The organism is Burkholderia sp. AU27893, from assembly GCF_002223205.1.
GTDB lineage: Bacteria > Pseudomonadota > Gammaproteobacteria > Burkholderiales > Burkholderiaceae > Burkholderia.
The window spans coordinates 1,993,294-2,016,358 of record NZ_NKFD01000004.1 but is presented as its reverse complement, the minus strand read 5'-3'; the positions used below and the strand labels follow the sequence as shown (position 1 = coordinate 2,016,358).

Genomic DNA, 23,065 nt, shown 5'->3' with positions numbered 1-23,065 from the left:
AATATTCTGGCGATTTTTTGACGAAATAGCTGAAATACTGGCTCTTTTGAGCGAGCCGCACGTTGGTCTCTCCTGAGTCGATGGACGTCGTTTCGTGCGTCCCGATCACTGCCCCAGCTCGTCCGCCAGAAAATCGACGAACGCGCGAATCCGCGTGGACATCTGGTGGCGCTGCGCATACACCGCATAGATGTCGGCGCTCGGCGTCTCGTAGTCGGGCAGCACGACCACCAGGCGGCCGTCGGCGAGATAGTCGCGCAGATCCCATTCCGCTCGCATCAGGATCCCGTGCCCGTCGAGCGCCCATTTCACGGCGATCTCACCATCGTTCGTCGTCAGGTTGCCGTTGATCCGCACGGCTTCCGTGTGGCGTGATGCGCCGCGCCCGCTCGTCAGGCGCCAGATTCCGTAACCCTCGTCTCCCTGCCGGATGCCGATGCAGTTGTGCCGCGTCAGGTCGTGCGGTGTGACGGGTGTGCCGTGCTGCGCGAGATACGCGGGCGCCGCGCACAGCAGCCGGCGGTTCGGCGCGAGCCGCCGCGCGACGACCCGCGTATCGGGCGGCTCGCCGAAGCGGATGCATACGTCGAACGCGTCGTCGGTGAGCGGCGGCGGCATGACCGACAGCTGCAGCTGCACCGACACCTCCGGATAACGCGCGACGAAGCGCGAGATCGCGGGGCCGACCTGGTTACGCCCGAAGCCGAGCGTCGCGTTCACACGCAGCAGCCCCTTCGGGCGCTGCTTCGCGCTGCCGAGCAGTTCGCCGAGCTCGTCCATCTGGTCGAGGATCCGGCGCGCATAGTCGAGATACACGTCGCCTTCCGGCGTCAGCATCATCCGCCGCGTCGTGCGGTTCACGAGCGTCACGCCCGCGCGCCGCTCCATCTGCGTGAGCCGCTTGCTGACGGCTGCCGCGGTCAGCCCGAGTTCGCGCGCGGCCGCGCTCAGGCTACCCGACGCGGCCAGCGTCGAGAAGAAGCCGAGATCGGCCGGCTGGACGGTATCCGCCATGACGGGATTCATGAATTGAAGTTAAAGATGCTTTGAGTCTAGCACCGGTTCCCACACTGCTGGTTCGGTAAAGTGCCTTCACGCTGACGATCAATCGAGGATGTGCGCATGAAGACCTACCGTATCGCAACGATTCCCGGCGACGGGATCGGCAAGGAAGTCGTGCCTGCCGGCAAGCAAGTGCTGGAAGCGCTGGCCCGCGGCAGCGACCACTTTGCGTTCGAGTTCGAGGATTTCGACTGGGGCGCCGATTACTACCGCCGGCACGGCGCGATGATGCCGGCCGACGGCCTCGATGCGCTGCGCGGCAAGGACGCGATCCTGTTCGGCTCGGCGGGCGACCCCGACGTGCCCGATCACGTGACGCTGTGGGGGCTGCGCCTGAAGATCTGCCAGGGCTTCGACCAGTACGCGAACGTGCGCCCGACGCGCATCCTGCCCGGCATCGACGCGCCGCTGAAGCGCTGCGGGCCGGACGACCTGAACTGGGTGATCGTCCGCGAGAACTCCGAGGGCGAATATGCGGGCGTCGGCGGCCGCGTGCACCAGGGCCATCCGATCGAGGCCGCGACCGACGTGTCGATCCTCACGCGTGCCGGCGTCGAACGCATCATGCGGTTCGCGTTCCGGCTCGCGCAGTCGCGCCCGCGCAAGCTGCTGACCGTGATCACGAAGAGCAACGCGCAGCGCCACGCGATGGTGATGTGGGACGAGATCGCGAAGCAGATTGCGCAGGAATTTCCCGACGTGACGTGGGACAAGGAGCTCGTCGATGCGGCGACCGCGCGCATGGTCAACCGGCCGGCGTCGCTCGACACGATCGTCGCGACCAACCTGCACGCGGACATCCTCAGCGATCTCGCGGCCGCGCTCGCCGGCAGCCTCGGCATCGCGCCGACCGGCAACATCGATCCCGAGCGCCGCTATCCGTCGATGTTCGAGCCGATCCACGGCTCCGCGTTCGACATCATGGGCAAGGGGCTCGCGAATCCGGTCGGCACGTTCTGGTCGGTCGTGATGCTGCTCGAGCACCTCGGCGAAACGGCCGCCGCCGCGCGGGTGATGCAGGCGATCGAGGCGGTGACGGCCGACCCGTCGCTGCATACGCGCGATCTCGGCGGCAGCGCGACGACCGCGCAGGTGACGGCGGCGGTGTGCGAGCGCGTCGCGAACGCGGCGGTCGCCGCCTGACGACGAGCGCGGCGATGGGTGGGCGGGCCGCGACATAGCGGCCGGCGACCAGCGGCTGGCGGCTGGCGGCGGCGCGCATGCGCACCCAGTCACCGTTCGTTGCCTGCTCATCGTCCCCGGATTTTCCTGCCCCGCGACTCGCGCACCCGACGCGAGCCGGGCGCGCCGGCCCACGCGCTTCGTCGCGACGCCGGCGAGCATTCAAACACCGAGCACGACTCGACGGCTCGACCTCGAAGGAGGAGACACATGCAAGCGGATCTGGAAACCCGCGTCGCGCGGAAACTGATGTGGCGCATCATTCCGTTCGTGATGCTGCTTTACTTCGTCAGCTTTCTCGATCGCGTCAACGTCGGCTTCGCCGCGATGACGATGAACAAGGCGATCGGCCTGTCGCCGACCGCGTTCGGATTCGGCGGCGGCCTGTTCTTCATCGGCTACTTCCTGTTCGAGGTGCCGTCCAACCTGATTCTTCATCGCGTCGGCGCGCGCATCTGGATCGCACGCGTGATGATCACGTGGGGGATCGTGTCGGCCGTGTCCGCATTCGCGGCCGGGCCGACGAGCTTCTACGTGCTGCGCTTCCTGCTCGGCATGGCCGAAGCCGGGTTCTTCCCCGGCATCATCCTGTACCTGAGTCTGTGGTTTCCCGCGAAGCAGCGCGCGGTGGCCGCCGCGTGGTTCATGGCGGCCGCGCCGATCTCGACCGCGATCGGTTCGCCGCTGTCGGGCGCGATCATGCAAATGCCGCCGATGTTCGGGCTCGCCGACTGGCAGATGCTGTACCTCATCGAAGCGCTGCCGGCCGTCGTGCTCGGCTTCGTCGTGCTCAGGTGCCTGACCGACTCGCCGTCGAAGGCCGCGTGGCTGCGCGAGGACGAGCGCGACTGGCTGGTCGCGAAGCTGAAAGCCGAAGCCGCTGCGCGCCACACGCATGCCGGGCATACGGCCGGTGCGTGGCAGGCGCTGCGCGACCCACGCGTGCTGGCGCTCGCGCTGATCTACTTCGGCACGTCGGCAGGGCTGTACACGCTTGGCCTGTGGGCGCCGCTGATGGTCAAGCAGTTCGGCTTCACCGCACTGCAGACGGGCCTGCTCACGGGGATCCCGAGCATCGCCGCCGTCGTTGCAATGATCGCGTGGGCGCGGCATTCGGACCGCACCGGCGAGCGCACGTGGCACGTCGTGATGCCGTGCGTGCTTGCCTGCATCGGCTTCGTGTTCGCGGGGCAGGCGAGCACGGCGCTGCTGACCGTGCTCGCGCTGGTCGTCGTCAACGTCGGGATCAGCGCCGCGAAGGCACCGCTGTGGGCGATGCCCAGCGCGTTCCTGTCCGGCGCCGGCGCGGCGGCGGGCATCGCGATGATCAACTCGATCGGCAATCTCGGCGGGTTCGTGGGGCCGTTCGCGATCGGCTGGTTGAAGCACGTGACGGGCGGGTATGCGGCGGGGCTCTACGTGGTGGCGGGCACGCTCGCGGTGTCGGCGGTCGTCACGCTGATGTTGAGCCGCAAGGGCGCGAGGGACGCCGCCGTGTCGGGGGTGCGGCATCACTCGTAGGCTCGACGCGTGCATCGAAACGCCGGACGGTCGCATAGGACGTGCGCCCGTCCGGCTTCATGCATCGTGCCGCGCGGTCAGCTGTGCGTGAGCGTCAGCGCATAGAACTTCACGACGGTGCCGGGCGTCGTCAGCGGCGTGCCGGACACAGCCGTCTGATCGTAGTCGCCGGCCTTGAAGTAGAAGCTCTCGCCATCGAAGCTCGAATCCATCGTGAAGGTCTTGGTCGTGCCGTTCGCGGTGACGGTGATCGTCGTGCCGCTCAGGCTCAGCGCATAGCTGAACTTCTGCCCGACACCGACCGTGGTGATCGGCGTGGTCGTCGACTTGCCGCCCTGGTTGGTGCTTTCGAGCAGCAACTGCACGACGCCGCCCGACGTGAACTGCAGCTCGCACAGCGGCTTGCTCGGGCCGGTGCCCTGGAAGATCTGGCCGATCGTCGTGTGATCGGGCACCTGCGTGACGGCCACCGTCGCGTTCAGTCGGTTCGTGCCGGAAGTCGGCCAGATCGTGTTCTCGCGCAACTCGGTGCGCGGATGCAGCGAGCCTGACGTCGTCCAGCCCTGCGTCGGGTCCATCATCACCATCGATCCGTCGCTGGCGTCCGTGTAGAAATACGTCGGGTTCACGTAGCCGCCCGCGAGCGACGAGCCGCTCACCGTGTCGACCTTGCCGGACGAGCCGGTCGGCAACTGCAGCGTGAACGGCGCGAGGTTGAAGTTCGAGCCGGGCGGGTTCGACGGGCTGAGCGCCATCGCGGTGGCCTGCTGGCGAGCGGCGGCGGCCGGGCTGGCCGAATCGTCGCCGCCGCACGCGGACAGGCACGCAACGGACAGAACGGCGACGACGCACGGGATGATCCTGTTCTTCATGGTGTCTCTCTCTGATGGTCCGTGGCGGGGTGCCACGTGATGGATAACGTTTTCCTATTCGGGTGCCTGATCGTTGAAACGAGATCGGTGCCCGTAGAATGCACGCCAAAATACAGAAAGCAGATGAGGCTCGAAGGCTGGAACAGTGATGCCAGGAATTGCGGGGTTTTCAACGCTTGCAATCGGCTTTCCATGAATGCGCGCAGGCCGACCGAGGATGATCCTAGCAAGAAGTGCCTGAAGAGTAAACGTTTTCCAATTTTGGCTGGAGAGACGGTCTTTCGCTGGTTGCTGCAAGGTATCGCGTGCCGGCGTGGCGGGCGCGGGTAAGTGTGCCGGTTACGACTCCGTCGCCGCGACGTGTTGCGCGATACGCGCCGCACAAGCATCGGGCGTTGCATCGGACGTATCGAGCACCATCTGGCTGAACGGCCGCGACGCATAGCCTTCGCGATACATCTCGGCGATCCGGTTGCGCTCCCAGTCCGTCAGCGCACGCGAGCCGCGATTCGACGCTGCGATCGCTTCAGGCGGCGCGAGCGTCACGATGAAGAGCCGCGCATCGCGCGCGTCGCAGGCCGCGCGCAACCGCTCGAACTCCGTTTCGCCGATCGGATAGGCGATGACCAGATGACGCTCTCGCGCGTGCGTGATCTGCATGACGAGACGTTCGAGCGCGATCGCCCACTGCACGTCGAACGGCGCATCCTCGGGCGCATCGTGATCGTCGCCGTCGATGAAGCGTGCGTCGGGCAGCAAGCGTGCGAGCGCGACACCGATCGTCGTCTTGCCGCTGTTGATCGGGCCGTTCAGGTGGATGACGGTAAGGGCGGTCATGAGTCGGCGCCGGAATCGGAAGACTCGCAGCTTGCCATGACTGGCGCGGCGATGCCGTGGCGTCGGTACGTCACGCGGGGCGGGGCGATTGCGGAGGGGGGAAGCAGACAGGCGAGGGGGAGAGGCGGAGGAAGCGGCAGGCCGAGTGCGCGAAGCGGATGCGCCCACCCAGCCTGCCCAACCGTACCGCATCCAGCGATGCGGCACGGCGTCGAGCGAAGCGACTTACTTGTCGTCGCCCTTGATCTGCGGCAGCGCCGATGCCTCACCCGGCGTCAGCAGCCCGACTTGCGAGTACACGCGCAGCTTGTCGCGCGTATCGGTGATGTCGAGGTTGCGCATCGTCAGCTGGCCGATCCGGTCGCGCGGCGAGAACGTCGATGCGACCTTCTCCATCGACAGGCGTTCCGGCTGGTACGTGAGGTTCGGCGACTTCGTGCTCAGGATCGAGTAGTCGTTGCCGCGGCGCAGTTCGATCTTCACTTCGCCGGTGATCGCGCGTGCGACCCAGCGTTGTGCCGTTTCGCGCAGCATGATCGCCTGCGGGTCGAACCAGCGGCCCTGGTACAGCAGGCGGCCGAGGCGGCGGCCGTTCTCGCGGTACTGCTCGATCGTGTCTTCGTTGTGGATGCCGGTGACGAGACGCTCGTACGCGATGTACAGCAGCGCGAGGCCCGGGGCTTCGTAGATGCCGCGGCTCTTCGCTTCGATGATCCGGTTTTCGATCTGGTCGCTCATGCCGAGGCCGTGGCGGCCGCCGATGCGGTTCGCTTCCAGCAGCAGTTCGACCGGGTCGGTGAACTCGACGCCGTTCAGCGCGACCGGCTGGCCGGCTTCGAAGCGCACCGTCACTTCTTCCGCGGCGATCTTCACGTCGTCGCGCCAGAACGCGACGCCCATGATCGGGTTCACGATCTTGATGCCGCTTTCGAGGCTTTCCAGATCCTTCGCTTCGTGCGTCGCGCCGAGCAGGTTCGAATCGGTCGAGTAGGCCTTCTCGGCCGACATCTTGTACGCGAAACCGGCCTGGTTCATGAATTCGGACATTTCGGCACGGCCGCCGAGCTCGTCGATGAACGTCTGGTCGAGCCACGGCTTGTAGATCTTCAGATCCGGGTTCACGAGCAGGCCGTAGCGGTAGAAGCGCTCGATGTCGTTGCCCTTGTACGTGCTGCCGTCGCCCCAGATGTTGACGCCGTCTTCCTTCATCGCGGCGACGAGCATCGTGCCCGTCACGGCGCGGCCGATCGGCGTGGTGTTGAAGTACGTGACGCCGGCCGTCGTGATGTGGAACGCGCCGCTTTGCAGCGCCGCGATGCCTTCGGCGACGAGCTGCGCGCGGCAGTCGATCAGGCGGGCGCCGGCTGCGCCGTATTCGATCGCGCGTTTCGGGATCGCGTCGTAATCGTCTTCGTCGGGCTGGCCGAGGTTCGCCGTGTATGCGTACGGGACGGCGCCCTTGAGTTTCATCCAGTGCAGTGCAGCGCTGGTGTCCAGGCCGCCGGAGAAGGCGATACCGACCTTCTGGCCGGTCGGGAGGCTTTCGAGAATCGTGCTCATAGGAATTACCGTGGATTGAAGCCGGTGGGATCGTATTTCGCGGAATATGCGAGTATCGGCTGTCCCGGAGGTTGGGGCAAGGGCTGATTTTCGCGCGGAACCGTCGTCGAGCCTGTCGCGGCGGGCCTGGCGGGCGATTAACCGGGTGGAGAATACCGCGCTCGCCGGTGCGAAATCGCGGCAGAAACAGGCATCGGCGAGCCCGGCTGCGGGCCGTGTTTCCGGGGCCGGATCGGCTGACGGGCGGGCCGGGCCGCCGTCAGGATGCCGATGGGCCGAGCCGAAAGGTATATGAAAGACGGGCGAGCAAAGCCCGGAATCCCCGCCGACGTCAGATGTTCCACGACTGCGCGGTATCGAGCAGCTTCTCGCGCAACTGGTCGACTTCCCCGGCCAGCTTGGCCGTGATCGACACGTAGCCGGACAACTGCGGCGGCGGCGCGTCGTGCGGCGGGTCGACCGGCCGGCGGCGCGGCGAGAGCCGGCTCGGCGTGCCGAACTTGAGCGCGCGGCTCGCGCCGACCAGCGTGTCGCGGATGCGCCGGTTCACGGCCTTCATGTCGACGCGCATGTACTCGCGGGCCGCGATGTCGTCGCGGGCCGGCAGCGCGCTCGACAGGATCTCCAGATAGCCGATGCACAGGCGCAGGCTGCGCTGGATCGCCTCGAGCTGCGCCATCGACGTCTCGCATTCCTTCGACACCGACGGCATCAGCGAGCGCAGCTGCACGAGCAGCGCGCTCAGCGCGGCCATTTCCTTCAGGTGCGCGTCGTCGCTGACCTGGCGGTCGCCCGCGAGCCGCGCATGCACGGCCGCGCACGCGCGCAGCGCGTCGGCGAGCTTGTAGCGCCACGAGTAGGTGGCATAGAGCGGCAGCGCGAACGAGAACGCCAGCGCGATCGCGATGCCGACCAGCACGTTCACCGCGCGCCACAGGCCGTCGACGATCTCGTTGTCGCCGTGCCCGGCGACGATCACCATCGTGATCGCCGACAACAGCGCGATGTAGCCGGCCTTGCCGATCGCGTGATACGCGCAGATACCGCACCCGACGGCCATCAGCAGGTAGATCGCGAACGGCGCGTGCAGGAACGAGTAGAGGAGGATCAGCCCGAGGCCGGCGAGCGCGCCGATCGACGTGCCGAGCGCGCGCTCGGCCGCCTTCTTGCGGATGTTGCCGTGGTGCTGCAGCCCGCCGACGACGATCAGCACGGTGATCGTCGACCACTCGCCGTGCGGCACGTTCAGGCCGGTGGACAGCGCGATCGACACGAGAATCGCGAGCGACACGCGCGCCGCATGGATCAGCTTCGCGTGCCGGTAGCGGCGATACGGGTCGAGCAGCGGGCGGAGCGCGTGGCGCAGGAACGGCGGCAGCCGGGTAGGGAGCGGGGTGGTCATGGCGGAACGGGAGTGGCTGGAACGCGCACGGCGGCCAGCGCGGGCCGGCGCCGCGCCGCGTGCGCAGCAGGTGTCACGCTAACCGAACGCGGGAAGGCTGTCCACGGTGCGGTCATCCGGCCCGGCCGGCCGCCGCGCGACTTCACGCCACGTCACGGCGACGTCATGCGCCGGCGGCGCTCGGCTGTGCCTCCAGCACGCGATTGCGGCCGCCGGACTTCGCGCGGTACAGCGCCTCGTCGGCCCGCTGCAGCAGCGTCGCGGCGTTCACGCGGCCGTCGGTGGCGGTCGCCGCGCCGATGCTCGCCGTGACGCGCCCGTACGGGCTTTTCGCGTGCGCGATGTCGAGCGCCGCGATCGCGCGCCGGATGCCCTCGGCGACGGTCAACGCGCCTTGCGCATCGGTGTCGGGCAACGTGACGACGAATTCCTCGCCGCCGTAGCGCGCGACGTGATCGCTGTCGCGGCGCAGGCAGCGCGACGCGGTTTGCGCGACGCGCCGCAGCACGTCGTCGCCGGCCGGATGGCCGTAATAGTCGTTGAACGCCTTGAAGTGATCGACGTCGACGAACAGCACCGACAGCGGGCGGCCGCTGCGCGACGCACGCTGCGCCTCCTTCGCGAGCACCGCGTCGAACGTGCCGCGGTTGTCGAGGCCCGTCAGCGCATCGGTGTGCGCGAGCCGGTACAGCTTCGATTCGGCGACCTGGCGGCGCTTCAGTTCGCGCGACAGCGCCAGCGACCCCCACGCGATGAACCCGGTGAACAGGCACATCAGCACGACGGTCCAGATTGCGCGGTGCTGCCACGACGCGTAGACGTCGACCTCGGCGGGCGCGACGTCGACGATCAGCGGCAGCGCGGCGAGATGCTTGTAAACATAGATGCGCCGGATGCCGTCGATCGCGCCGACCCCGGCCAGCTCGCCGTCGGGCGCGCGCTGCGATTCGATGAACAGCGGCGAGCTGTGCAGGTCGAGGCCGACCACGTGCGGGTCGTACGGCAGGCGCGACACGAGCGTGCCGTTGTCCTCGACGATCGCCGCGCTGCCGTGCTTGCCGACCGCGAGGCCGTCGAGCAGCGCGCGGAAGTAGTCGATGCTGAGCGTGCCGACCACGATGCCGGCGAACGTGCCGTCGGGCCGGTTGATCCGCCGACTGAGCGCGATCGTCAGGGCACCGCCGCGTAGCCGGGCCGCATACGGCTTGCTGATGTAGAGGCCCTGCGCGAGCCCGTCGCGATGGACGGCGAAGTAGTCGCGGTCGGCGAAATTGCCTTGCCGCGCGGGCGACGCGCTCGAATCGATCACGATATTGCCGTGCGCGTCCATCACGAAGATCGACCCGAGAAATTCGCCGGTGGCCGCGCGGTCGAACAGCAGCCGGTGACGCTGGCGCGGCGGCAAGGCCATCAGTTCCGGGTCGGCAATGCCGTCGACGACGTTCTGCAGCGACAAATCGTAGAGCGCGATATTGCGGGCGATATCGCGTTCGATCAGCAGCATCAGGTTGCGTGCATTTTCGACCGCATGGTCATTTGCGTCGCGCCGCGCCTCGATTAAAAGCGACGTGGAAAGCCCCCAGCTGAACATCAGCAGCACGATTCCCGCCACGAGTACGCCGCGTGGCGACAGAATGCGTGCCACGATCGACGCGGTATGGCGGCGCAGCGCGGCGGGCAGCGTGAGTGACTTCATCCTCGATGGGCGGCGGGCGGCGGATTTTCGCGTCGTTGGCGATTCCGTACGCTGTTTATTTTGAATCGGGCCGCATTATCTCGCGAATTCCGGCGATTCGCGTGCGCATGCAAAACATGCATGCGGATACGGCGATTCCGAATTGTTACGCATCATTACCGCTTTACACATGCGTGATTTGATTTGAATCAATCGCCGATACCGGTTGTATTGTCTGAATAATCCCGCGATTACCGGCGATTATGCGCGCTGGCGCGATATCGGGCGGATTGCGACGGGACGGTGGTGAAACCCCGACGGGATCGCAGAACCGGATAACCATCCGTGGCGCGGGTTTTTGAGCCGACCTGCGACGGCGGCCCGGTTCGACGCGGCCAACCCCTTGATTCTGCGAAATCTCCGCGGCGGCGGCGGGCGGCGCCACGTGAGCTGTCCCCGTGACGAATCAGGTAGAATCCGCGCTTCGCCGCAGGCGCCCGCCGCGCAACGCGTATCGGGGCCGCATCGAATGCATCGCAGGACGCGCACCGCGCTCCGATTTCGCATGCGCCGGCTACGGATGCCGGCCCGCTCAACGTTCGTCTCGTTTATGTCCGCAATTCCGAAATCCGACCCATCCGGTTCGTCAGCGAACCCACCCAAGCTTCATCGCGCGCTGAAGGCGCGCCACCTGACGATGATCGCCATCGGCGGCTCGATCGGCACGGGCCTGTTCGTCGCGTCCGGCGCATCGATCTCGCAGGCCGGCCCCGGCGGCGCGATGGTCGCGTACATGGCGATCGGCCTGATGGTCTATTTCCTGATGACGAGCCTCGGCGAAATGGCCGCGTTCATGCCGGTGTCGGGCTCGTTCGCGACTTACGGCGCGAAGTACGTGGACGAAGGCTTCGGTTTCGCGCTCGGCTGGAACTACTGGTACAACTGGGCCGTGACGATCGCGGTGGAGCTGGTCGCCGCGCAGCTCGTGATGCATTACTGGTTCCCGAACGTGCCGGGCGTGTGGTGGAGCGCGGCGTTCCTCGGCGTGATGTTCCTGCTCAACGCGCTGACCGTGCGCGGCTTCGGCGAAGCCGAATACTGGTTCGCGCTGATCAAGGTCGTCACCGTGGTTGCGTTCATCGGCGTCGGCCTGCTGATGATCTTCGGCATTCTGAAGGGCGCACCGAGCAATGGCTGGGGCAACCTGACGATCGGCGACGCACCGTTCGCGGGCGGCCTGCCGGCGCTGATGGGCGTCGCGATGATCGCGGGCTTCTCGTTCCAGGGCACCGAGCTGATCGGCGTCGCGGCCGGCGAATCGGAAAACCCGCGCACGACGATCCCGCGCGCGGTGCGCCAGGTGTTCTGGCGGATCCTGCTGTTCTACGTGTTCGCGATCTTCGTGATCGGCGTGTTGATTCCCTATACCGACCCGAACCTGCTCAAAACGGACGTGACCGACATCGGCGTGAGCCCGTTCACGCTCGTGTTCCGCCATGCGGGCCTCGCGTTCGCGGCCGGCGTGATGAACGCGGTGATCCTGACGGCCGTGCTGTCGGCCGGCAACTCGGGCATGTACGCGTCCACGCGGATGCTCTACAACCTCGCGACCGAAGGCCGCGCGCCGAAGATCTTCGCGAAGCTGTCGCGCGGCGGCGTGCCGCGCAACGCGCTGTACGCGACGACGGCCGTCGGCGCGTTGTGCTTCTTCACGTCGCTGTACGGCGACAAGACCGTGTACCTGTGGCTGCTGAACACGTCGGGGATGACCGGCTTCATCGCGTGGCTCGGCATCGCGGTCAGCCACTACCGGTTCCGCAAGGGCTACGTGAAGCAGGGCTACGCGCTCGACCAGCTGCCGTACCAGTCGAAGTGGTTCCCGTTCGGCCCGCTGTTCGCGTTCGTGCTGTGCCTCGTGATCGCGCTCGGCCAGGACTATCAGGCGTTCCTCGCGAACCGGATCGACTGGGCGGGCGTGGCCGCGACCTACGTCGGCATTCCGCTGTTCCTGGCCGTGTGGCTCGGCTTCCGGCTCCTGAAGAAGAGCCGCTTCGTGCGCTACGAAGACATGGAAATCGCGCCGTGGATCGCCGCGAGCCGTGGCGCCCAGCGGGAGCCGGTGGCGAACCGCGAAACCGCGGGCTGACGCGGGCGCGGCACGTGGCCGCGTGACGTACGACGCAACGGGAAGCCTCGCGCTTCCCGTTTTTTTTGCCCGGCTTTTGCCTGCACGGGGTCAAAGCCGGTTATATTGCCCGACCCTACCGGGCCACGGCCCGGCCGGCGCGAGGCGCGCCGCGCGGATCGGCATCCGGCGCGCGCGACAGGCGGCGGCCGGCGCGATGCCCGGCGTTTTCATCGTTCCATCCGGGCCGATCCGGCCCGCGGAGCGCGCAACCCAGAGGAATCCATGAGCGCATCACCCGCCGAGCGGAAGGCCGGACCCGTTTCCATCGTGCGACTCGAAGCCGCGATCAACGCGTGGCGCGAAGTGTACCCGCCGGCCCCGGACGGCGAGGACGGCTACGCGCTCGACGCCGGCAGCAATTGCCTCGCCGAGCTGTACGGCACGATGATCTGCTACCAATTGCCGGACGTGCCGCTCGACTCGCTGAGCGACGCGCAGCGCGACGCGCTCTACGCGACCGAGGTGTGATGCTCGGCCTGCACGGTGCCGCGGCGCGGTATCGGTGAACGAACGGGAAGCGTTGCGGCTTCCCGTTTTGCTTTGCGCGGCGCCGCCCGCCGCTGCACGCGCCATGCGGTTCGCGCCGGGAGCGGTGCCGGCTGAGGTATCGTGACGGGATCGGGAAGCAGGTGGCCGACAGCGCCGGTGTGGACGGCCGGCGCGCGCGCCGTGCGCGGTGCGGAATCAACATCCGTCGCCTGCCCGGGAGGATTCGAACATGGAGTTGAGACACCTCCGCTACTTCGTCGCGGTCGCCGAAGAGCGGAATTTCACGCGGGCGGCCGAACGGCTGCATATCGCGCAGCCGCCGCTGAGCCGGCAGATCCAGCAGCTCGAGGAAGCGCTCGGCGTGCCGCTGTTCGAGCGCAACGCGCGGCCGCTGAAGCTGACCGACGCGGGCCGCTTCTTCTACTCGCACGCGGTGCAGCTGCTCGCGCAGACGACCGAGCTCGAATCGATGACGAAGCGGGTCGGCAAGATCGAGCGCAGCATGTCGGTCGGTTTCGTCGGCTCGACGCTGTACGGGATGCTGCCGAAGATCATCCGGCGCTTTCGCAGCGAGTATCCGGCGGTCGAGCTGAGCCTGCACGAGATGTCGACGATGGACCAGATCAAGGCGCTGAAGGAAGGGCGCATCGACGTCGGGTTCGGGCGCATCCGCCACGAGGATCCGAGCGTGCGGCGCGTCGTGCTGCGCGAGGAGCGGATGATCGTCGCGCTGCCGGTCGGCCATCCGCTCGACAGCGCGAAGCCGGTGCTGTCGCTGCACGATCTCGTGAACGACACGCTGATCATCTTTCCGAAGGCGCCGCGCCCGAGCTATGCGGACCAGGTGCTCGCGGCGTTTCACGATCGGGCATTGCAGCCGCGCAAGATCTACGAGACGCGCGAACTGCAGATCGCGCTCGGCCTCGTCGCGATGGGCGAGGGCGTGTCGGTCGTGCCGCACAGCGTGTACGGGCTGAAGCGCGACGACATCAGCTACAAGCCGCTCGACGATCCGAACCTCGTGTCGCCGATCATCATGAGCATGCGGATGCTCGACGAATCGGAGGATCTCCGCGCGATGCAGGCGCTGATCTACCGGCTGTACGACGAGGCGCAGATGGAGTATCTGCCGCCGCAACCCGAATGAACGCGCGGGCGGTGGGGGCTTGCTTGACGCTGCATGCGGGCAAGGGACAACATCGCAGGATCCGATGCGGCCGCCGAGGGGCGGCCGCTTTCATGCAGACGACACACACATGACCGATATCCCGATCGAGGAGACCACCGTCGAGACGCCGCAAGGGCGCCTCTTTGCGAAACGCTGGCGCGGTGGTCTGGCGCAACCGGCGGTAGGTGCGCCGGAGTCGGCCGCGCCGATCGTCCTGCTGCACGATTCGCTGGGCTGCGTCGAACTGTGGCGCGACTTCCCCGCGCAGCTTGCGAGCGCCACGCAGCGCGACGTGATCGCCTACGATCGCCTCGGCTTCGGTCGTTCCGATCGTCATCCGGGGCAACTCGGCACGACGTTCGTGCGCGACGAGGCCGATCACGCGTTCGCGGCGCTGCTCGAACAACAGGGCGTCGACGCGTTCGTCGCGCTCGGGCACAGCGTCGGCGGCGGGATGGCGGTCGGGTGTGCGGCCGCGCATCCGGAGCGTTGCCGCGCGCTCGTGACGATCGCCGCGCAGGCGTTCGTCGAGGATCGCACGCTGGCCGGCATTCGCGACGCGGGGCAGCAGTTCGACGAACCGGGCCAGCTCGACCGGCTCGCGCGCTATCACGGCGACAAGGCCGAATGGGTGCTGCGCGCGTGGGTCGACACGTGGCTGTCGCCGGCGTTTCGCGACTGGAATCTCGACGACGACTTGCCGCGCGTGCAATGCGCGACGCTCGCGATTCACGGCGAAGACGACGAATACGGATCCGACGTGCATCCGAAGCGGATCGCCGCGCGCGTCGCGGGGCCGTCGTCGTATCTGTTGCTCGCCCAGTGCGGGCACATGCCGCATCGCGAGCGAACCGGCGACGTGCTGGCCGCCGTGACGACGTTCCTGCGCGACGCGCGCGCCTGAGCGCGCTCGCGATCGCCCGCGGGCAGACGCCCGCCGGCCTTCAGAACGCGATCTGGATCGCGAGGTCGATCGCGAGCACGGCGATCGAGAGACCGATGCCGAGAATCACGTTCGGCAGCCGGTGCTCGAAGTCGCGATTGTCGCGACGCATCGCGGCGCCGAGCAGGAAGATCGCCTCGACGACGATCTGCAGCCCGACGAACAGCAGCATCAGCAAATACTCGTAACCCATCTGCTTGAACGCGGCGAATTGCATCCCGTGATCGCGGATCCATTGGCCGACGCGCAGCAGTTCGTACACGAACAGCAAGGCGGGGAACAGGTAGCTGATGAAATAGGTCGGCGCGGTGGCGTGCCGTAGTTCGAGGTGGAAGTGCTGATGCGTGGTTGCCATCACGAATCCCTCCTTGCAACGCATGATTGCGGTCGCGACGGCGGCGCGACAACGTGCAAACGAAGGGATTACCCGAAGCGTCGCGCGCGGCCGTACGACATCAGCATACTGCTGCACGGGAAATTTGGCATGCGATGCGTGCGGCCGTCGTAAAAATGCATCGGCGCCGGGGACGCCTTGATCGCACCGTATTCGCCGAATGCGCGGCGCCGGCCGCCTCAGTGGCGCTCGCTCCTTGCGGTCGTGCCCGGGCGCTTGCACCCGGCGAGCGCCCGACCGGCCACCGGACATCGCTTACCGGCGCCGCTCACCCTTTCGCTCGAGCACCTTCGACGAACAGCTTCGCGACCGCCTGGAACTCCCGTTTCAGCGACAGCCCCGGCACGGTCAGCCAGCGCAGCATCGCCGCGAGATACAGGTGATGGAACCACGTCGCGAGCTGGTCGGCCGGCAGCGTGCCGTTCAGTTCGCCGGATTGCTGCCCGGCCGCGATCAGTTGCTGCCACACGAGCGCGATATCGCTGCCGTTCTCTTCACCACCTTCCGCTTCAACCGTTCCGATGCTCAGGAAGCGATGGCGCAAATACGCGAGCAGATACGCGGGATGCTGCTCGCACCACGCAGCCGACGCATCGAGCACGCAGCCGATGCGTGACGCGAAGGTCTTGCGCCGCGCGACGTCACGCTGCAGATGCGCGAGATCGCGTGCGAGCTCACCCTCCAGCCAGTGCGCGAGCACGGCTTCCTTCGTTGCAAAGTGGTTGTACAGCGTGCGCTTCGCGACATCGGCCTGCGCGGCGATCTGTTCCATCGTGACGGCTTCATAGCCGTGCGCGTCGAACAGGCGTGCGCCAGTGGCGGCGAGATGCGCGAGCATCTGGATGCGCTTGCGCGCGCGGCGGCCCGGATCGTCGGTCGGATTCGTCATGGCGGAGGGGTTGACTGAAAGTGCACGAGTTGCATTAGTATACGACGTGCATTTTTACGAATCCACTCATTGCCGCCGGGCACGAGGAGTCACGCATGAAGCTCGTCATCGCCACCTACGGCACCGAAGGCGACACGCGCCCGCTCGCTGCGCTCGGCCGTGCGTTGATCGATGCCGGCCACGATGTCCGGCTGCTGGCCGATGCGGCGACGCTGGGGTCGGCCGCGGTGCTCGGCGTGCCGTCGGCGCCGTTGTCCGGCGACATCCGCCGCGCGATTGCGCCGGATGGTGCATTGGCGGATGCGGTGCGCGGGCGCGGCGGCTTCAACGACACGTCGAAGGCGCTTGCGGCGATTGCCAATGCGAACACGGCCGCGTGGATGCGCGAAATCGCGGATGCATCGGAAGGCTGCGACGCGATCCTCGCGTCCGGGCTCGCATCGTTCGCCGGCTTGTCGGTCGCCGAGTATCGCGGCGTGCCGGCGATCGGCACCGGCATGATCCCGATCACGCCCACTGCGGAATTCGCGTCGCCGTTCCTGCCGCCGGGGAAGGTGCCGAGCTGGCTGAACCGCGCGAGCCACCGGTTCGTGAACGCGCTGCTGTGGCAGGCGTTCAGGAAGGCGACGAATGCGGCACGAGCGAGCGTGTGCGGGTTGCCGCCGCGCAAGCAGGTGTGGACCGATCATCCGATGCTGTACGGCGTATCGCCGGCGCTGCTGTCCGGGCCAGACGACTGGCCGTCGAATGTGCAGGCATGCGGCCAGTGGCGGATCGATGCGCATGCCTGGGCGCCATCGTCCGAACTCGCGGCATTTCTCGAAGCGGGCGATCGTCCCGTGTACATCGGTTTTGGCAGCATGGCCGGCTTCGATCGCACCGCGATGATCGAGGCACTGACGCGTGCGCTCGCCGGCCGGCGCGCGTTGTTCTATCCGGGCTGGAGCGGTATCGACGCGTCGATGCTGCCAAAAAACGTTCACGTGATCGGCGATACGCCGCATGACCGGCTATTCCCGCAGGTATCGATGGCGATCCATCACGGCGGATCGGGCACCACGCATTCGGCGGCGCGGGCCGGCATTCCGTCGGTCGTCGTGCCGTTCGCGGGCGATCAGTTCTTCTGGGCGAACCGGCTGCAGCGACTCGGCGTGGCGGATGCGCCGGTGGCGGGGCGGCGCATGGACGCCGCTGCACTTGCAAGGGCGATCGCATTTGCCGAACGGGACGAAACGCAAGCGCGAGCGATCGAACTCGGCGCGCGCATCGCACGAGAGGAAGGCTTGAAGCGGGCCGTCAGCGCGATCGAGCGATGGGGGCAGCCGGGCGCACGGTAAGCCCGCGCCTCCACCTCAGCTCAGAAATGCCCGGTGAACCGGTACCGGCTGCCCGGGTGCCACAGATTGGCGACCGAAGCGACCATCCCCTGCGACCACGTGCGCCGATGCAGCAGCAGGCACGGCTCGCGGTCGTCCATCGTCAGGTGGCGGCGCGTTTCGGTGTCGGGCATCGCGGCCTCGATCCGGTATTCGACGCGCTGCAGCGGCGCGACGCGCGTCAGGTACTGGTTCGGCGTCGTCGTCGTGAAGTCCTGCAACGCATACTCCGGTGCGCAGGCCGGATTGACCCAGCGTTCCTCGAGCTGCACCGGCGTGTCGTTCTCGAAGTGCAGCACGCGCGAATGGAAGATCGGGCTGCCCGTGTCGATCTGCAGCTCGTCGGCGAGCTTCGCATCGGCGACGGCCGCGCCGACCTGCAGCACCTGCGCGCGATAGCCATGGCCGCGCGCGGCGACTTCGTCCGAGATGCTGCGGATCGCGACGAGCGTCGATTCGTATTTCGGCGACGCGACGTACGTGCCGGAGCCGCGCGTGCGCGTGAGCACCTGCTCGGCGGTCAGCTCGCGCAGCGCGCGGTTGACGGTCATCCGCGCGACGTTGAATTCGCGCGCCAGCTCGTTCTCCGACGGCACCTGGTCGCCTTCCGCCCATTCGCCGGCATGAATGCGCGCGAGGATGAAGTCCTTGATTTCCTGATAGATCGGTGTGGTCATGGGATCACGATTCCAGAGTCGGCAGCGGCCCGCCGCCGAATGCCGATCCGGCGCGCGCCCGGCGCCGAGTGTACCGGTTTCGCAGGCGCGCGGGCCCGGATTCCCCGAATGATCCCTGTTCGGCCGGCGCGCGTCCATGCGGGATTGCACAGAGCGGCCGGCCGTGGGCGGCTGGCGAGCGCTCAGAACCGATGCCGGATACCGACCGTCCCGACCACCTGCGTGTTGGTCGACGAAGGCGCGAGCCCCGTGACGTTCGCGAACCCGAGCGTCGCACCCGCCGGCACGCCGAACTGGTGCTGGTAGACGGTTTCCGCGTACACGTCGGTGCGCTTGCTCAGCGCGTAGTCGGCCATCAGCGTTACCTGGTGCCATTTTGGCCGATGGCTGCCGGTTGCGTCGTCGTAGCGGCCGTGGGTGAACGTATAGGCGCCCGCGAACGAAACGGCCGGCGTCAGCGCATAGCGCGCGTTGACCTCGAAGTTGTCGAAGCGCAGCGCATTCAGCGCGCCGGGCAGCGACGACGCGGCCGTTTCGTCGAACATCGAATGCGTCCACAGCGCGCCGACCGTCAGCCGGTCGAACGCGTAGCTGCCGCCCGCGCCCATCACCCGCTGGCGCACGGCCGGGAAGTTCGGGCCGTCGTTGGTCGACAGCGCACCGCCGGCCGTCAGCCCGCCGCGGTTGAGCTGCACGTACGCGGCGCCGAGGCTGACCGGCCCGTTCGCATACGACACGCCCGCGCTGTACGCGCGGTTGTTCGCGAAGCCGCCGGCCGCGTTGCTGAACCCGTACAGGCCGCCGAACTGCCAGCCGGCGAGCGTCGGGCTCGTGTATTTCACCGCGTTGTCGATGTAGAACGAATCGTCGAGGTTGTCGTTGTCGAACGGATGCGACGCGAGGTTGTTGCCGTCGCCGTTGTTCGCCATCGCGAGCGGGCCGAGATAGTCGACCACGGCATCGTACTGGCGGCCGAGCGTCAGCGTGCCGTACGGGTCGCTCTGCAGGCCGACGTACGCGCGGCGGCCGAACATCGTGTTCTTGTAGGACTGCGTGCCGTTGTTCAGGTTGAAGCCGTTCTCGAGGCGGAACAGCGCATGCAGGCCGCCGCCGAGATCCTCGTTGCCGCTCAGGCCGAAGACCGTATTCGACAGCAGGCCGCTGCCTTGCTGCCACGCGCTTTTACCCGACTGGTTGTTCGTATAGACGATACCCGCATCGAGCATCCCGTAGAGCGTGACGCTGCTTTGCGCATGCGCGGCCGCGCTGAGGAATGCGAGGGAGAGGGTACCGGCAACTGCTTTTTTCATTGTGAGTGCTTCCTGGAAAGGCCCGTAGCGACGGGAACGACGATCCGGCGCGCATGCCGGTGGCGAGCGTGCGCGGCTCGTGACGAAGACGAACCGCACGCGTTCGCGTCGGCAACGCGCGTTCGAATCGATGAAAGGGGAGCGGGCGCGTGATGCGTGTCACGCGCGGCCGCAATGGAGGCCGGCTAGTGCTGCAGCAGGCGGATCGTGCCGAATTCGGCGGCCGGCAGCAGGCGCAGGATCGACAGGATGGCAGGCGACGCCTGCGACCGCGCGACTTCGAGCTCGATGCACGCGCGCCCGGTGCGGTTGTCGATCGCGGCCGTGTAGAAATTGAGCGCGGTGCCGACTGCCTGGTGCAGCAGGCGCCGCACGACGGCGAGGTTGTCCGATTCGACGCGGATCGACAGCAGCACGAGTTCGTCGGCGGGGCACCGGCGCCGCGCACGAACGGGCGGCAGGTCGCGTGAGGCAGCGGTTTCGGTTCTGGTCGGTTTCATGCTGGCATCCCCGGTCGCATCGTGCTCCGCACCGCGGAGATCTCGTCTTGGACATGCCGCTCATTCTAGGAATGGCAACGAAGATACGGTGTATAGACTCGCATTGGCCCTGAAAAGAACGCATAAAAATGCCATCGCCGCCGGCTTTCGTCTTTACACCTTTTTTACTTTGCGTAAGGAAATTGAACACCGCTTTGATACGCGGATTTCTACACTGTCGCATCCCATTCGCCAACTGAGCATGGGGGCGTCACACGGGCCTGCGCCAGCGCGGCGAGGCCCGATACGCCGACGATCGCGCGGCGTTGCCGCGCATACAGAGAAAAGGGGAAAGCCATGTTGTGGATCACCGGCGCGTTGTCGCTCGCGCTCTTTATCTATCTGTTTCATGCGTTGATCCAACCCGAGCGGTATTGATCGGCGCGATTCAACAGGAATTCGAAAATATCGGTGAATGTCATGAGCGATCTGCTTTTCATCTTGTTCACGCTCGCGTTCTTTGCCTTGACGGCCGGTTTCATCACCGGCCTCGACCGGATCTGAGCGAGCGTCGACATGTTCAACAATCTCATTCAATTCGCGATCGTTCTCGCGATCATGCTGGCGCTGGTGCCCGTCGTCGGGAAATGGCTCGCGCACGCCTTGACGAGCCCGCGCCACGCGTGGGTCGAACGCCGTACCTATGCGCTGCTCGGCGTGAATCCCGACGAAGCGATGTCGTGGCAGCGCTACGGGATGGTGCTGCTGCTCAGCAATGCCGGGATGATGCTGCTCGGCTATCTGCTGCTGCGCATCCAGGACACGCTGCCGTTCGACGCACTGCAGCGCGCGTCGCAAAGCCCCGACCTCGCGTTCAACACCGCCGCGTCGTTCATCACGAACACGAACTGGCAGGCGTACGCGGGCGAAAGCAGCCTGTCGAACTTCTCGCAGATGGCCGTCATCACGTTCCTGATGGTGGTCAGCGCGGCCACCGGCGTCGCGGCCGCGGGCGGCTTCATCCGCGGGCTGAGCCGCAAGAGCGCGGCCGACCTCGGCAACTACTGGGTCGATTTCACGCGCGTGACCTATCGTGTGCTGCTGCCGCTCAGCTTCGTGATGGCGCTCGTGTACGTATGGCAGGGCATGCCGCAGACGCTCGCGTCCGACGCATGGGCGACCACGCTCGAAGGCGCGCGCCAGCAGATCGTGATGGGGCCCGTGGCCAGCCTCGAATCGATCAAGCATATCGGCACGAACGGCGGCGGCTTCTTCAGCATGAACGCCGCGCACCCGTTCGAGAATCCGACGCCGCTCACCAACACGCTGCACATGCTGTCGATGCTGCTGATTCCGTCCGCGCTGACCTACACGCTCGGCACGATGATCGGCCGGCGCCGCCAGGGCTGGGTGATTCTTGCCGCGTTCGTCGTGATGTTCGTCGGCTTCCTGGCCGTGATCTATTCGGCCGAGCAGCACGGCAACCCGCTCGTGACCGGGCTCGGCGTCGACCCGCAACTGAGCGCCACGCAGCCGGGCGGCAACATGGAAGGCAAGGAGATGCGCTTCGGCATCGCGCAGACGAGCCTGTTCGCCACCGTCACGACGGCCGCGACCACCGGGTCGGTCGACGCGATGCATGACTCGCTGACGCCGCTCGGCGGGCTCGTGCCGATCGCGCAGATGATGCTGAACAACGTGTTCGGCGGCGACGGCGTCGGGCTGATCAACCTGTTCACGTTCGCAATCCTCACGGTGTTCCTGGTCGGGATGATGATCGGGCGCACGCCGGAGTTCCTCGGCAAGAAGATCGAGGCGCGCGAGATGAAGCTCGTGATGCTTGCGGTGCTCGCGCATCCGTTCAGCATCCTCGGCTTCACCGCGGTGGCGTCGATGCTGCATTCGACGATGGACAGCCTCGCGAACCTCGGCCCGCACGGCTTCAGCGAAGTGCTGTACGCATACACGTCGGGCACGGCCAACAACGGCTCCGCGTTCGCGGGCCTGAACGCGAACACGCCGTTCTTCAACACGACGATCGGCTTCGCGATGCTGATCGGCCGCTACCTGACGCTGCTGCCGATGCTCGCGGTCGCGGGCAGCCTCGCCGCGAAGAAGAGCGTGCCAGAAAGCGCGGGCACGCTGTCGACGTCGACGGGCCTGTTCGCCGGCCTGCTGGTCTTCGTGATCCTGGTCGTCGGTGGCCTCACGTTCCTGCCGGCGCTCGCGCTCGGCCCGGTCGTCGAGCACCTGATGATGTCGGGCGGCCAACTGTTCTGAGGAAAACATCATGATGCAAGGCAATCGCCAGGCCGCGGCCGCCGCCGCGCCGGCACCCGGTTCTTCGTTCGGCGCGGCGACGCGCGGCCTCGTGCGGCCCGTGATCGCGTCGTCGGTGCTGTTCATGCTCGTCACGGGTATCGCGTATCCGTTGCTCACCACCGGCGTCGCGAACGTGCTGTTCCCGTCGCAGGCGCGCGGCAGTCTCGTGCAGCAGCACGGCACGACGGTCGGCTCGGCGGTGATCGGGCAGCCGTTCACGCGGGCCGGCTACTTCCACGGGCGGCCGAGCGCGACGGTCGGCACCGATCCGGCCGATCCGTCGAAGACGGTCGACCAGCCGTACAACGCGGCCGGCAGCGGCGCCAGCAACCAGGGCGCGACGAGCAAGAAGCTGCTTGCCGACATCGCACAGCGTGTGCGCGCGTACCGGCAGGAGAACGCGCTCGCCGCCGGCACGCCGGTGCCGGCCGATGCGGTGACCGCGTCGGCGTCCGGGCTCGATCCCGAGATCTCGGTCGCGAACGCGCGGCTGCAGGCGGCGCGGGTCGCGCAGGCGCGCGGCGTGGATGCCGCGCAGGTCGCGGCGCTCGTCGATCGGATCGCCCTGCCGCGCCAGCTCGGCGTGCTCGGCGAACCGCGCGTGCGCGTGCTCGACCTGAACCTCGCGCTGGATCGCGCGTTCGGCCACGTTGCCGGCGCGAAGCAATAGCAGGAACCACGGAGTCACTCATGTCCCATATCGAAACCCCGATCAATCC

General features: G+C 67.1%; 22 protein-coding genes. 10 read left to right on the top strand and 12 right to left on the bottom strand.

Features of this window, described 5'->3' with window-relative positions; genetic code table 11:
* Positions 1-105 precede the first annotated feature (105 nt).
* Positions 106-1,014 carry a LysR substrate-binding domain-containing protein gene (locus CFB47_RS28860; RefSeq protein ID WP_089463032.1) on the bottom strand — a complete coding sequence of 303 codons (909 nt, stop codon included), beginning with the start codon at positions 1,012-1,014 and terminating at the stop codon, positions 106-108.
* 108 nt (positions 1,015-1,122) lie between these two features.
* On the opposite strand from CFB47_RS28860, the gene CFB47_RS28855 reads away from it, so the two are divergent.
* Positions 1,123-2,205 (top strand): tartrate dehydrogenase, encoded by a 1,083-nt coding sequence (locus CFB47_RS28855; RefSeq protein WP_089463031.1) that lies wholly within the window; start codon positions 1,123-1,125, stop codon positions 2,203-2,205.
* A 249-nt stretch (positions 2,206-2,454) separates the two neighbouring features.
* Positions 2,455-3,765 (top strand): MFS transporter, encoded by a 1,311-nt coding sequence (locus CFB47_RS28850; RefSeq protein WP_089463030.1) that lies wholly within the window; start codon positions 2,455-2,457, stop codon positions 3,763-3,765.
* A gap of 77 nt (positions 3,766-3,842) precedes the next feature.
* Here CFB47_RS28850 and CFB47_RS28845 read toward each other — a convergent pair whose 3' ends face one another.
* From CFB47_RS28845 to CFB47_RS28825, 5 genes are all read right to left on the bottom strand, one after another.
* The gene (locus tag CFB47_RS28845; RefSeq protein ID WP_089463029.1) at positions 3,843-4,637 is read right to left on the bottom strand and encodes a polysaccharide lyase family 7 protein; all 795 of its coding nucleotides are present in this window, start codon (positions 4,635-4,637) and stop codon (positions 3,843-3,845) included.
* A 339-nt stretch (positions 4,638-4,976) separates the two neighbouring features.
* Positions 4,977-5,474 (bottom strand): shikimate kinase, encoded by a 498-nt coding sequence (locus CFB47_RS28840; RefSeq protein WP_089463028.1) that lies wholly within the window; start codon positions 5,472-5,474, stop codon positions 4,977-4,979.
* Positions 5,475-5,699: 225 nt separating this feature from the next.
* The gene (gene argG, locus CFB47_RS28835) at positions 5,700-7,034 is read right to left on the bottom strand and encodes an argininosuccinate synthase (protein ID WP_021157353.1); all 1,335 of its coding nucleotides are present in this window, start codon (positions 7,032-7,034) and stop codon (positions 5,700-5,702) included.
* Between the two features lie 331 nt (positions 7,035-7,365).
* Positions 7,366-8,436 (bottom strand): FUSC family protein, encoded by a 1,071-nt coding sequence (locus CFB47_RS28830; protein WP_089463027.1) that lies wholly within the window; start codon positions 8,434-8,436, stop codon positions 7,366-7,368.
* A 163-nt stretch (positions 8,437-8,599) separates the two neighbouring features.
* Positions 8,600-10,132: a sensor domain-containing diguanylate cyclase gene (locus CFB47_RS28825; protein ID WP_089463026.1), complete on the bottom strand. Its 1,533-nt coding sequence runs from the start codon at positions 10,130-10,132 to the stop codon at positions 8,600-8,602.
* A 589-nt stretch (positions 10,133-10,721) separates the two neighbouring features.
* On the opposite strand from CFB47_RS28825, the gene CFB47_RS28820 reads away from it, so the two are divergent.
* From CFB47_RS28820 to CFB47_RS28805, 4 genes are all read left to right on the top strand, one after another.
* Entirely contained in the window at positions 10,722-12,257 is a 1,536-nt protein-coding gene (locus tag CFB47_RS28820; RefSeq protein ID WP_089443104.1) for an amino acid permease, read from the top strand.
* 264 nt (positions 12,258-12,521) lie between these two features.
* Positions 12,522-12,767: a DUF3717 domain-containing protein gene (locus tag CFB47_RS28815; RefSeq protein ID WP_043178075.1), complete on the top strand. Its 246-nt coding sequence runs from the start codon at positions 12,522-12,524 to the stop codon at positions 12,765-12,767.
* Positions 12,768-13,017: 250 nt separating this feature from the next.
* Positions 13,018-13,935, top strand: coding sequence for a LysR family transcriptional regulator (locus tag CFB47_RS28810; protein ID WP_011355987.1), 918 nt, complete (start codon positions 13,018-13,020; stop codon positions 13,933-13,935).
* A gap of 109 nt (positions 13,936-14,044) precedes the next feature.
* Entirely contained in the window at positions 14,045-14,860 is an 816-nt protein-coding gene (locus CFB47_RS28805) for an alpha/beta fold hydrolase (RefSeq protein ID WP_089463025.1), read from the top strand.
* 40 nt (positions 14,861-14,900) lie between these two features.
* Here CFB47_RS28805 and CFB47_RS28800 read toward each other — a convergent pair whose 3' ends face one another.
* Positions 14,901-15,254: a hypothetical protein gene (locus CFB47_RS28800; protein WP_089463024.1), complete on the bottom strand. Its 354-nt coding sequence runs from the start codon at positions 15,252-15,254 to the stop codon at positions 14,901-14,903.
* A 307-nt stretch (positions 15,255-15,561) separates the two neighbouring features.
* On the bottom strand, positions 15,562-16,182 hold the full coding sequence (locus CFB47_RS28790) for a TetR/AcrR family transcriptional regulator (protein ID WP_089463023.1): 621 nt from the start codon (positions 16,180-16,182) through the stop codon (positions 15,562-15,564).
* Positions 16,183-16,277: 95 nt separating this feature from the next.
* Between CFB47_RS28790 and CFB47_RS28785 the strand changes: the two genes are divergently transcribed.
* On the top strand, positions 16,278-17,519 hold the full coding sequence (locus tag CFB47_RS28785; protein WP_089463022.1) for a glycosyltransferase: 1,242 nt from the start codon (positions 16,278-16,280) through the stop codon (positions 17,517-17,519).
* Between the two features lie 20 nt (positions 17,520-17,539).
* Here the strand turns inward: CFB47_RS28785 and hutC are convergent, their stop codons facing one another.
* The 3 genes from hutC to CFB47_RS28770 all read right to left on the bottom strand — a co-directional run bounded on the left by hutC (position 17,540) and on the right by CFB47_RS28770 (position 20,045).
* Positions 17,540-18,235 carry a histidine utilization repressor gene (gene hutC, locus CFB47_RS28780; protein WP_039349239.1) on the bottom strand — a complete coding sequence of 232 codons (696 nt, stop codon included), beginning with the start codon at positions 18,233-18,235 and terminating at the stop codon, positions 17,540-17,542.
* A 182-nt stretch (positions 18,236-18,417) separates the two neighbouring features.
* Complete coding sequence (locus CFB47_RS28775) at positions 18,418-19,545, bottom strand: porin (RefSeq protein WP_089463021.1); 1,128 nt, start codon at positions 19,543-19,545, stop codon at positions 18,418-18,420.
* Between the two features lie 185 nt (positions 19,546-19,730).
* Positions 19,731-20,045 (bottom strand): hypothetical protein, encoded by a 315-nt coding sequence (locus CFB47_RS28770; RefSeq protein WP_089443098.1) that lies wholly within the window; start codon positions 20,043-20,045, stop codon positions 19,731-19,733.
* Between the two features lie 336 nt (positions 20,046-20,381).
* On the opposite strand from CFB47_RS28770, the gene kdpF reads away from it, so the two are divergent.
* Positions 20,382-20,462, top strand: a complete 81-nt coding sequence (gene kdpF / locus CFB47_RS42160) for a K(+)-transporting ATPase subunit F (RefSeq protein ID WP_076841383.1) — start codon at positions 20,382-20,384, stop codon at positions 20,460-20,462.
* Here the strand turns inward: kdpF and CFB47_RS41305 are convergent.
* Positions 20,432-20,602 carry a hypothetical protein gene (locus tag CFB47_RS41305; RefSeq protein WP_174975849.1) on the bottom strand — a complete coding sequence of 57 codons (171 nt, stop codon included), beginning with the start codon at positions 20,600-20,602 and terminating at the stop codon, positions 20,432-20,434. The two genes, kdpF and CFB47_RS41305, sit on opposite strands and share 31 nt — an antisense overlap.
* Here CFB47_RS41305 and kdpA point away from each other — a divergent pair.
* Positions 20,601-22,304, top strand: a complete 1,704-nt coding sequence (kdpA, locus tag CFB47_RS28760; RefSeq protein WP_089463020.1) for a potassium-transporting ATPase subunit KdpA — start codon at positions 20,601-20,603, stop codon at positions 22,302-22,304. The genes CFB47_RS41305 and kdpA overlap by 2 nt on opposite strands.
* 10 nt (positions 22,305-22,314) lie before the next feature.
* The gene (kdpC, locus tag CFB47_RS28755; RefSeq protein WP_179258991.1) at positions 22,315-23,016 is read left to right on the top strand and encodes a potassium-transporting ATPase subunit KdpC; all 702 of its coding nucleotides are present in this window, start codon (positions 22,315-22,317) and stop codon (positions 23,014-23,016) included.
* Positions 23,017-23,065 lie beyond the last annotated feature (49 nt).

Coding starts and splice junctions, on each gene's coding strand:
- kdpA (WP_089463020.1), top strand. CDS start 20,601: ATGTTCAACAATCTCATTCAATTCGCGATCGTTCTCGCGATCATGCTG.
- CFB47_RS28770 (WP_089443098.1), bottom strand. CDS start 20,045: ATGAAACCGACCAGAACCGAAACCGCTGCCTCACGCGACCTGCCGCCC.
- CFB47_RS28830 (WP_089463027.1), bottom strand. CDS start 8,436: ATGACCACCCCGCTCCCTACCCGGCTGCCGCCGTTCCTGCGCCACGCG.
- CFB47_RS28860 (WP_089463032.1), bottom strand. CDS start 1,014: ATGGCGGATACCGTCCAGCCGGCCGATCTCGGCTTCTTCTCGACGCTG.
- CFB47_RS28845 (WP_089463029.1), bottom strand. CDS start 4,637: ATGAAGAACAGGATCATCCCGTGCGTCGTCGCCGTTCTGTCCGTTGCG.
- CFB47_RS28790 (WP_089463023.1), bottom strand. CDS start 16,182: ATGACGAATCCGACCGACGATCCGGGCCGCCGCGCGCGCAAGCGCATC.
- hutC (WP_039349239.1), bottom strand. CDS start 18,235: ATGACCACACCGATCTATCAGGAAATCAAGGACTTCATCCTCGCGCGC.
- CFB47_RS28855 (WP_089463031.1), top strand. CDS start 1,123: ATGAAGACCTACCGTATCGCAACGATTCCCGGCGACGGGATCGGCAAG.
- CFB47_RS28800 (WP_089463024.1), bottom strand. CDS start 15,254: ATGGCAACCACGCATCAGCACTTCCACCTCGAACTACGGCACGCCACC.
- CFB47_RS28850 (WP_089463030.1), top strand. CDS start 2,455: ATGCAAGCGGATCTGGAAACCCGCGTCGCGCGGAAACTGATGTGGCGC.
- kdpF (WP_076841383.1), top strand. CDS start 20,382: ATGTTGTGGATCACCGGCGCGTTGTCGCTCGCGCTCTTTATCTATCTG.
- CFB47_RS28825 (WP_089463026.1), bottom strand. CDS start 10,132: ATGAAGTCACTCACGCTGCCCGCCGCGCTGCGCCGCCATACCGCGTCG.
- kdpC (WP_179258991.1), top strand. CDS start 22,315: ATGATGCAAGGCAATCGCCAGGCCGCGGCCGCCGCCGCGCCGGCACCC.
- CFB47_RS28815 (WP_043178075.1), top strand. CDS start 12,522: ATGAGCGCATCACCCGCCGAGCGGAAGGCCGGACCCGTTTCCATCGTG.
- CFB47_RS28805 (WP_089463025.1), top strand. CDS start 14,045: ATGACCGATATCCCGATCGAGGAGACCACCGTCGAGACGCCGCAAGGG.
- CFB47_RS41305 (WP_174975849.1), bottom strand. CDS start 20,602: ATGTCGACGCTCGCTCAGATCCGGTCGAGGCCGGTGATGAAACCGGCC.
- CFB47_RS28840 (WP_089463028.1), bottom strand. CDS start 5,474: ATGACCGCCCTTACCGTCATCCACCTGAACGGCCCGATCAACAGCGGC.
- CFB47_RS28810 (WP_011355987.1), top strand. CDS start 13,018: ATGGAGTTGAGACACCTCCGCTACTTCGTCGCGGTCGCCGAAGAGCGG.
- CFB47_RS28820 (WP_089443104.1), top strand. CDS start 10,722: ATGTCCGCAATTCCGAAATCCGACCCATCCGGTTCGTCAGCGAACCCA.
- argG (WP_021157353.1), bottom strand. CDS start 7,034: ATGAGCACGATTCTCGAAAGCCTCCCGACCGGCCAGAAGGTCGGTATC.
- CFB47_RS28775 (WP_089463021.1), bottom strand. CDS start 19,545: ATGAAAAAAGCAGTTGCCGGTACCCTCTCCCTCGCATTCCTCAGCGCG.
- CFB47_RS28785 (WP_089463022.1), top strand. CDS start 16,278: ATGAAGCTCGTCATCGCCACCTACGGCACCGAAGGCGACACGCGCCCG.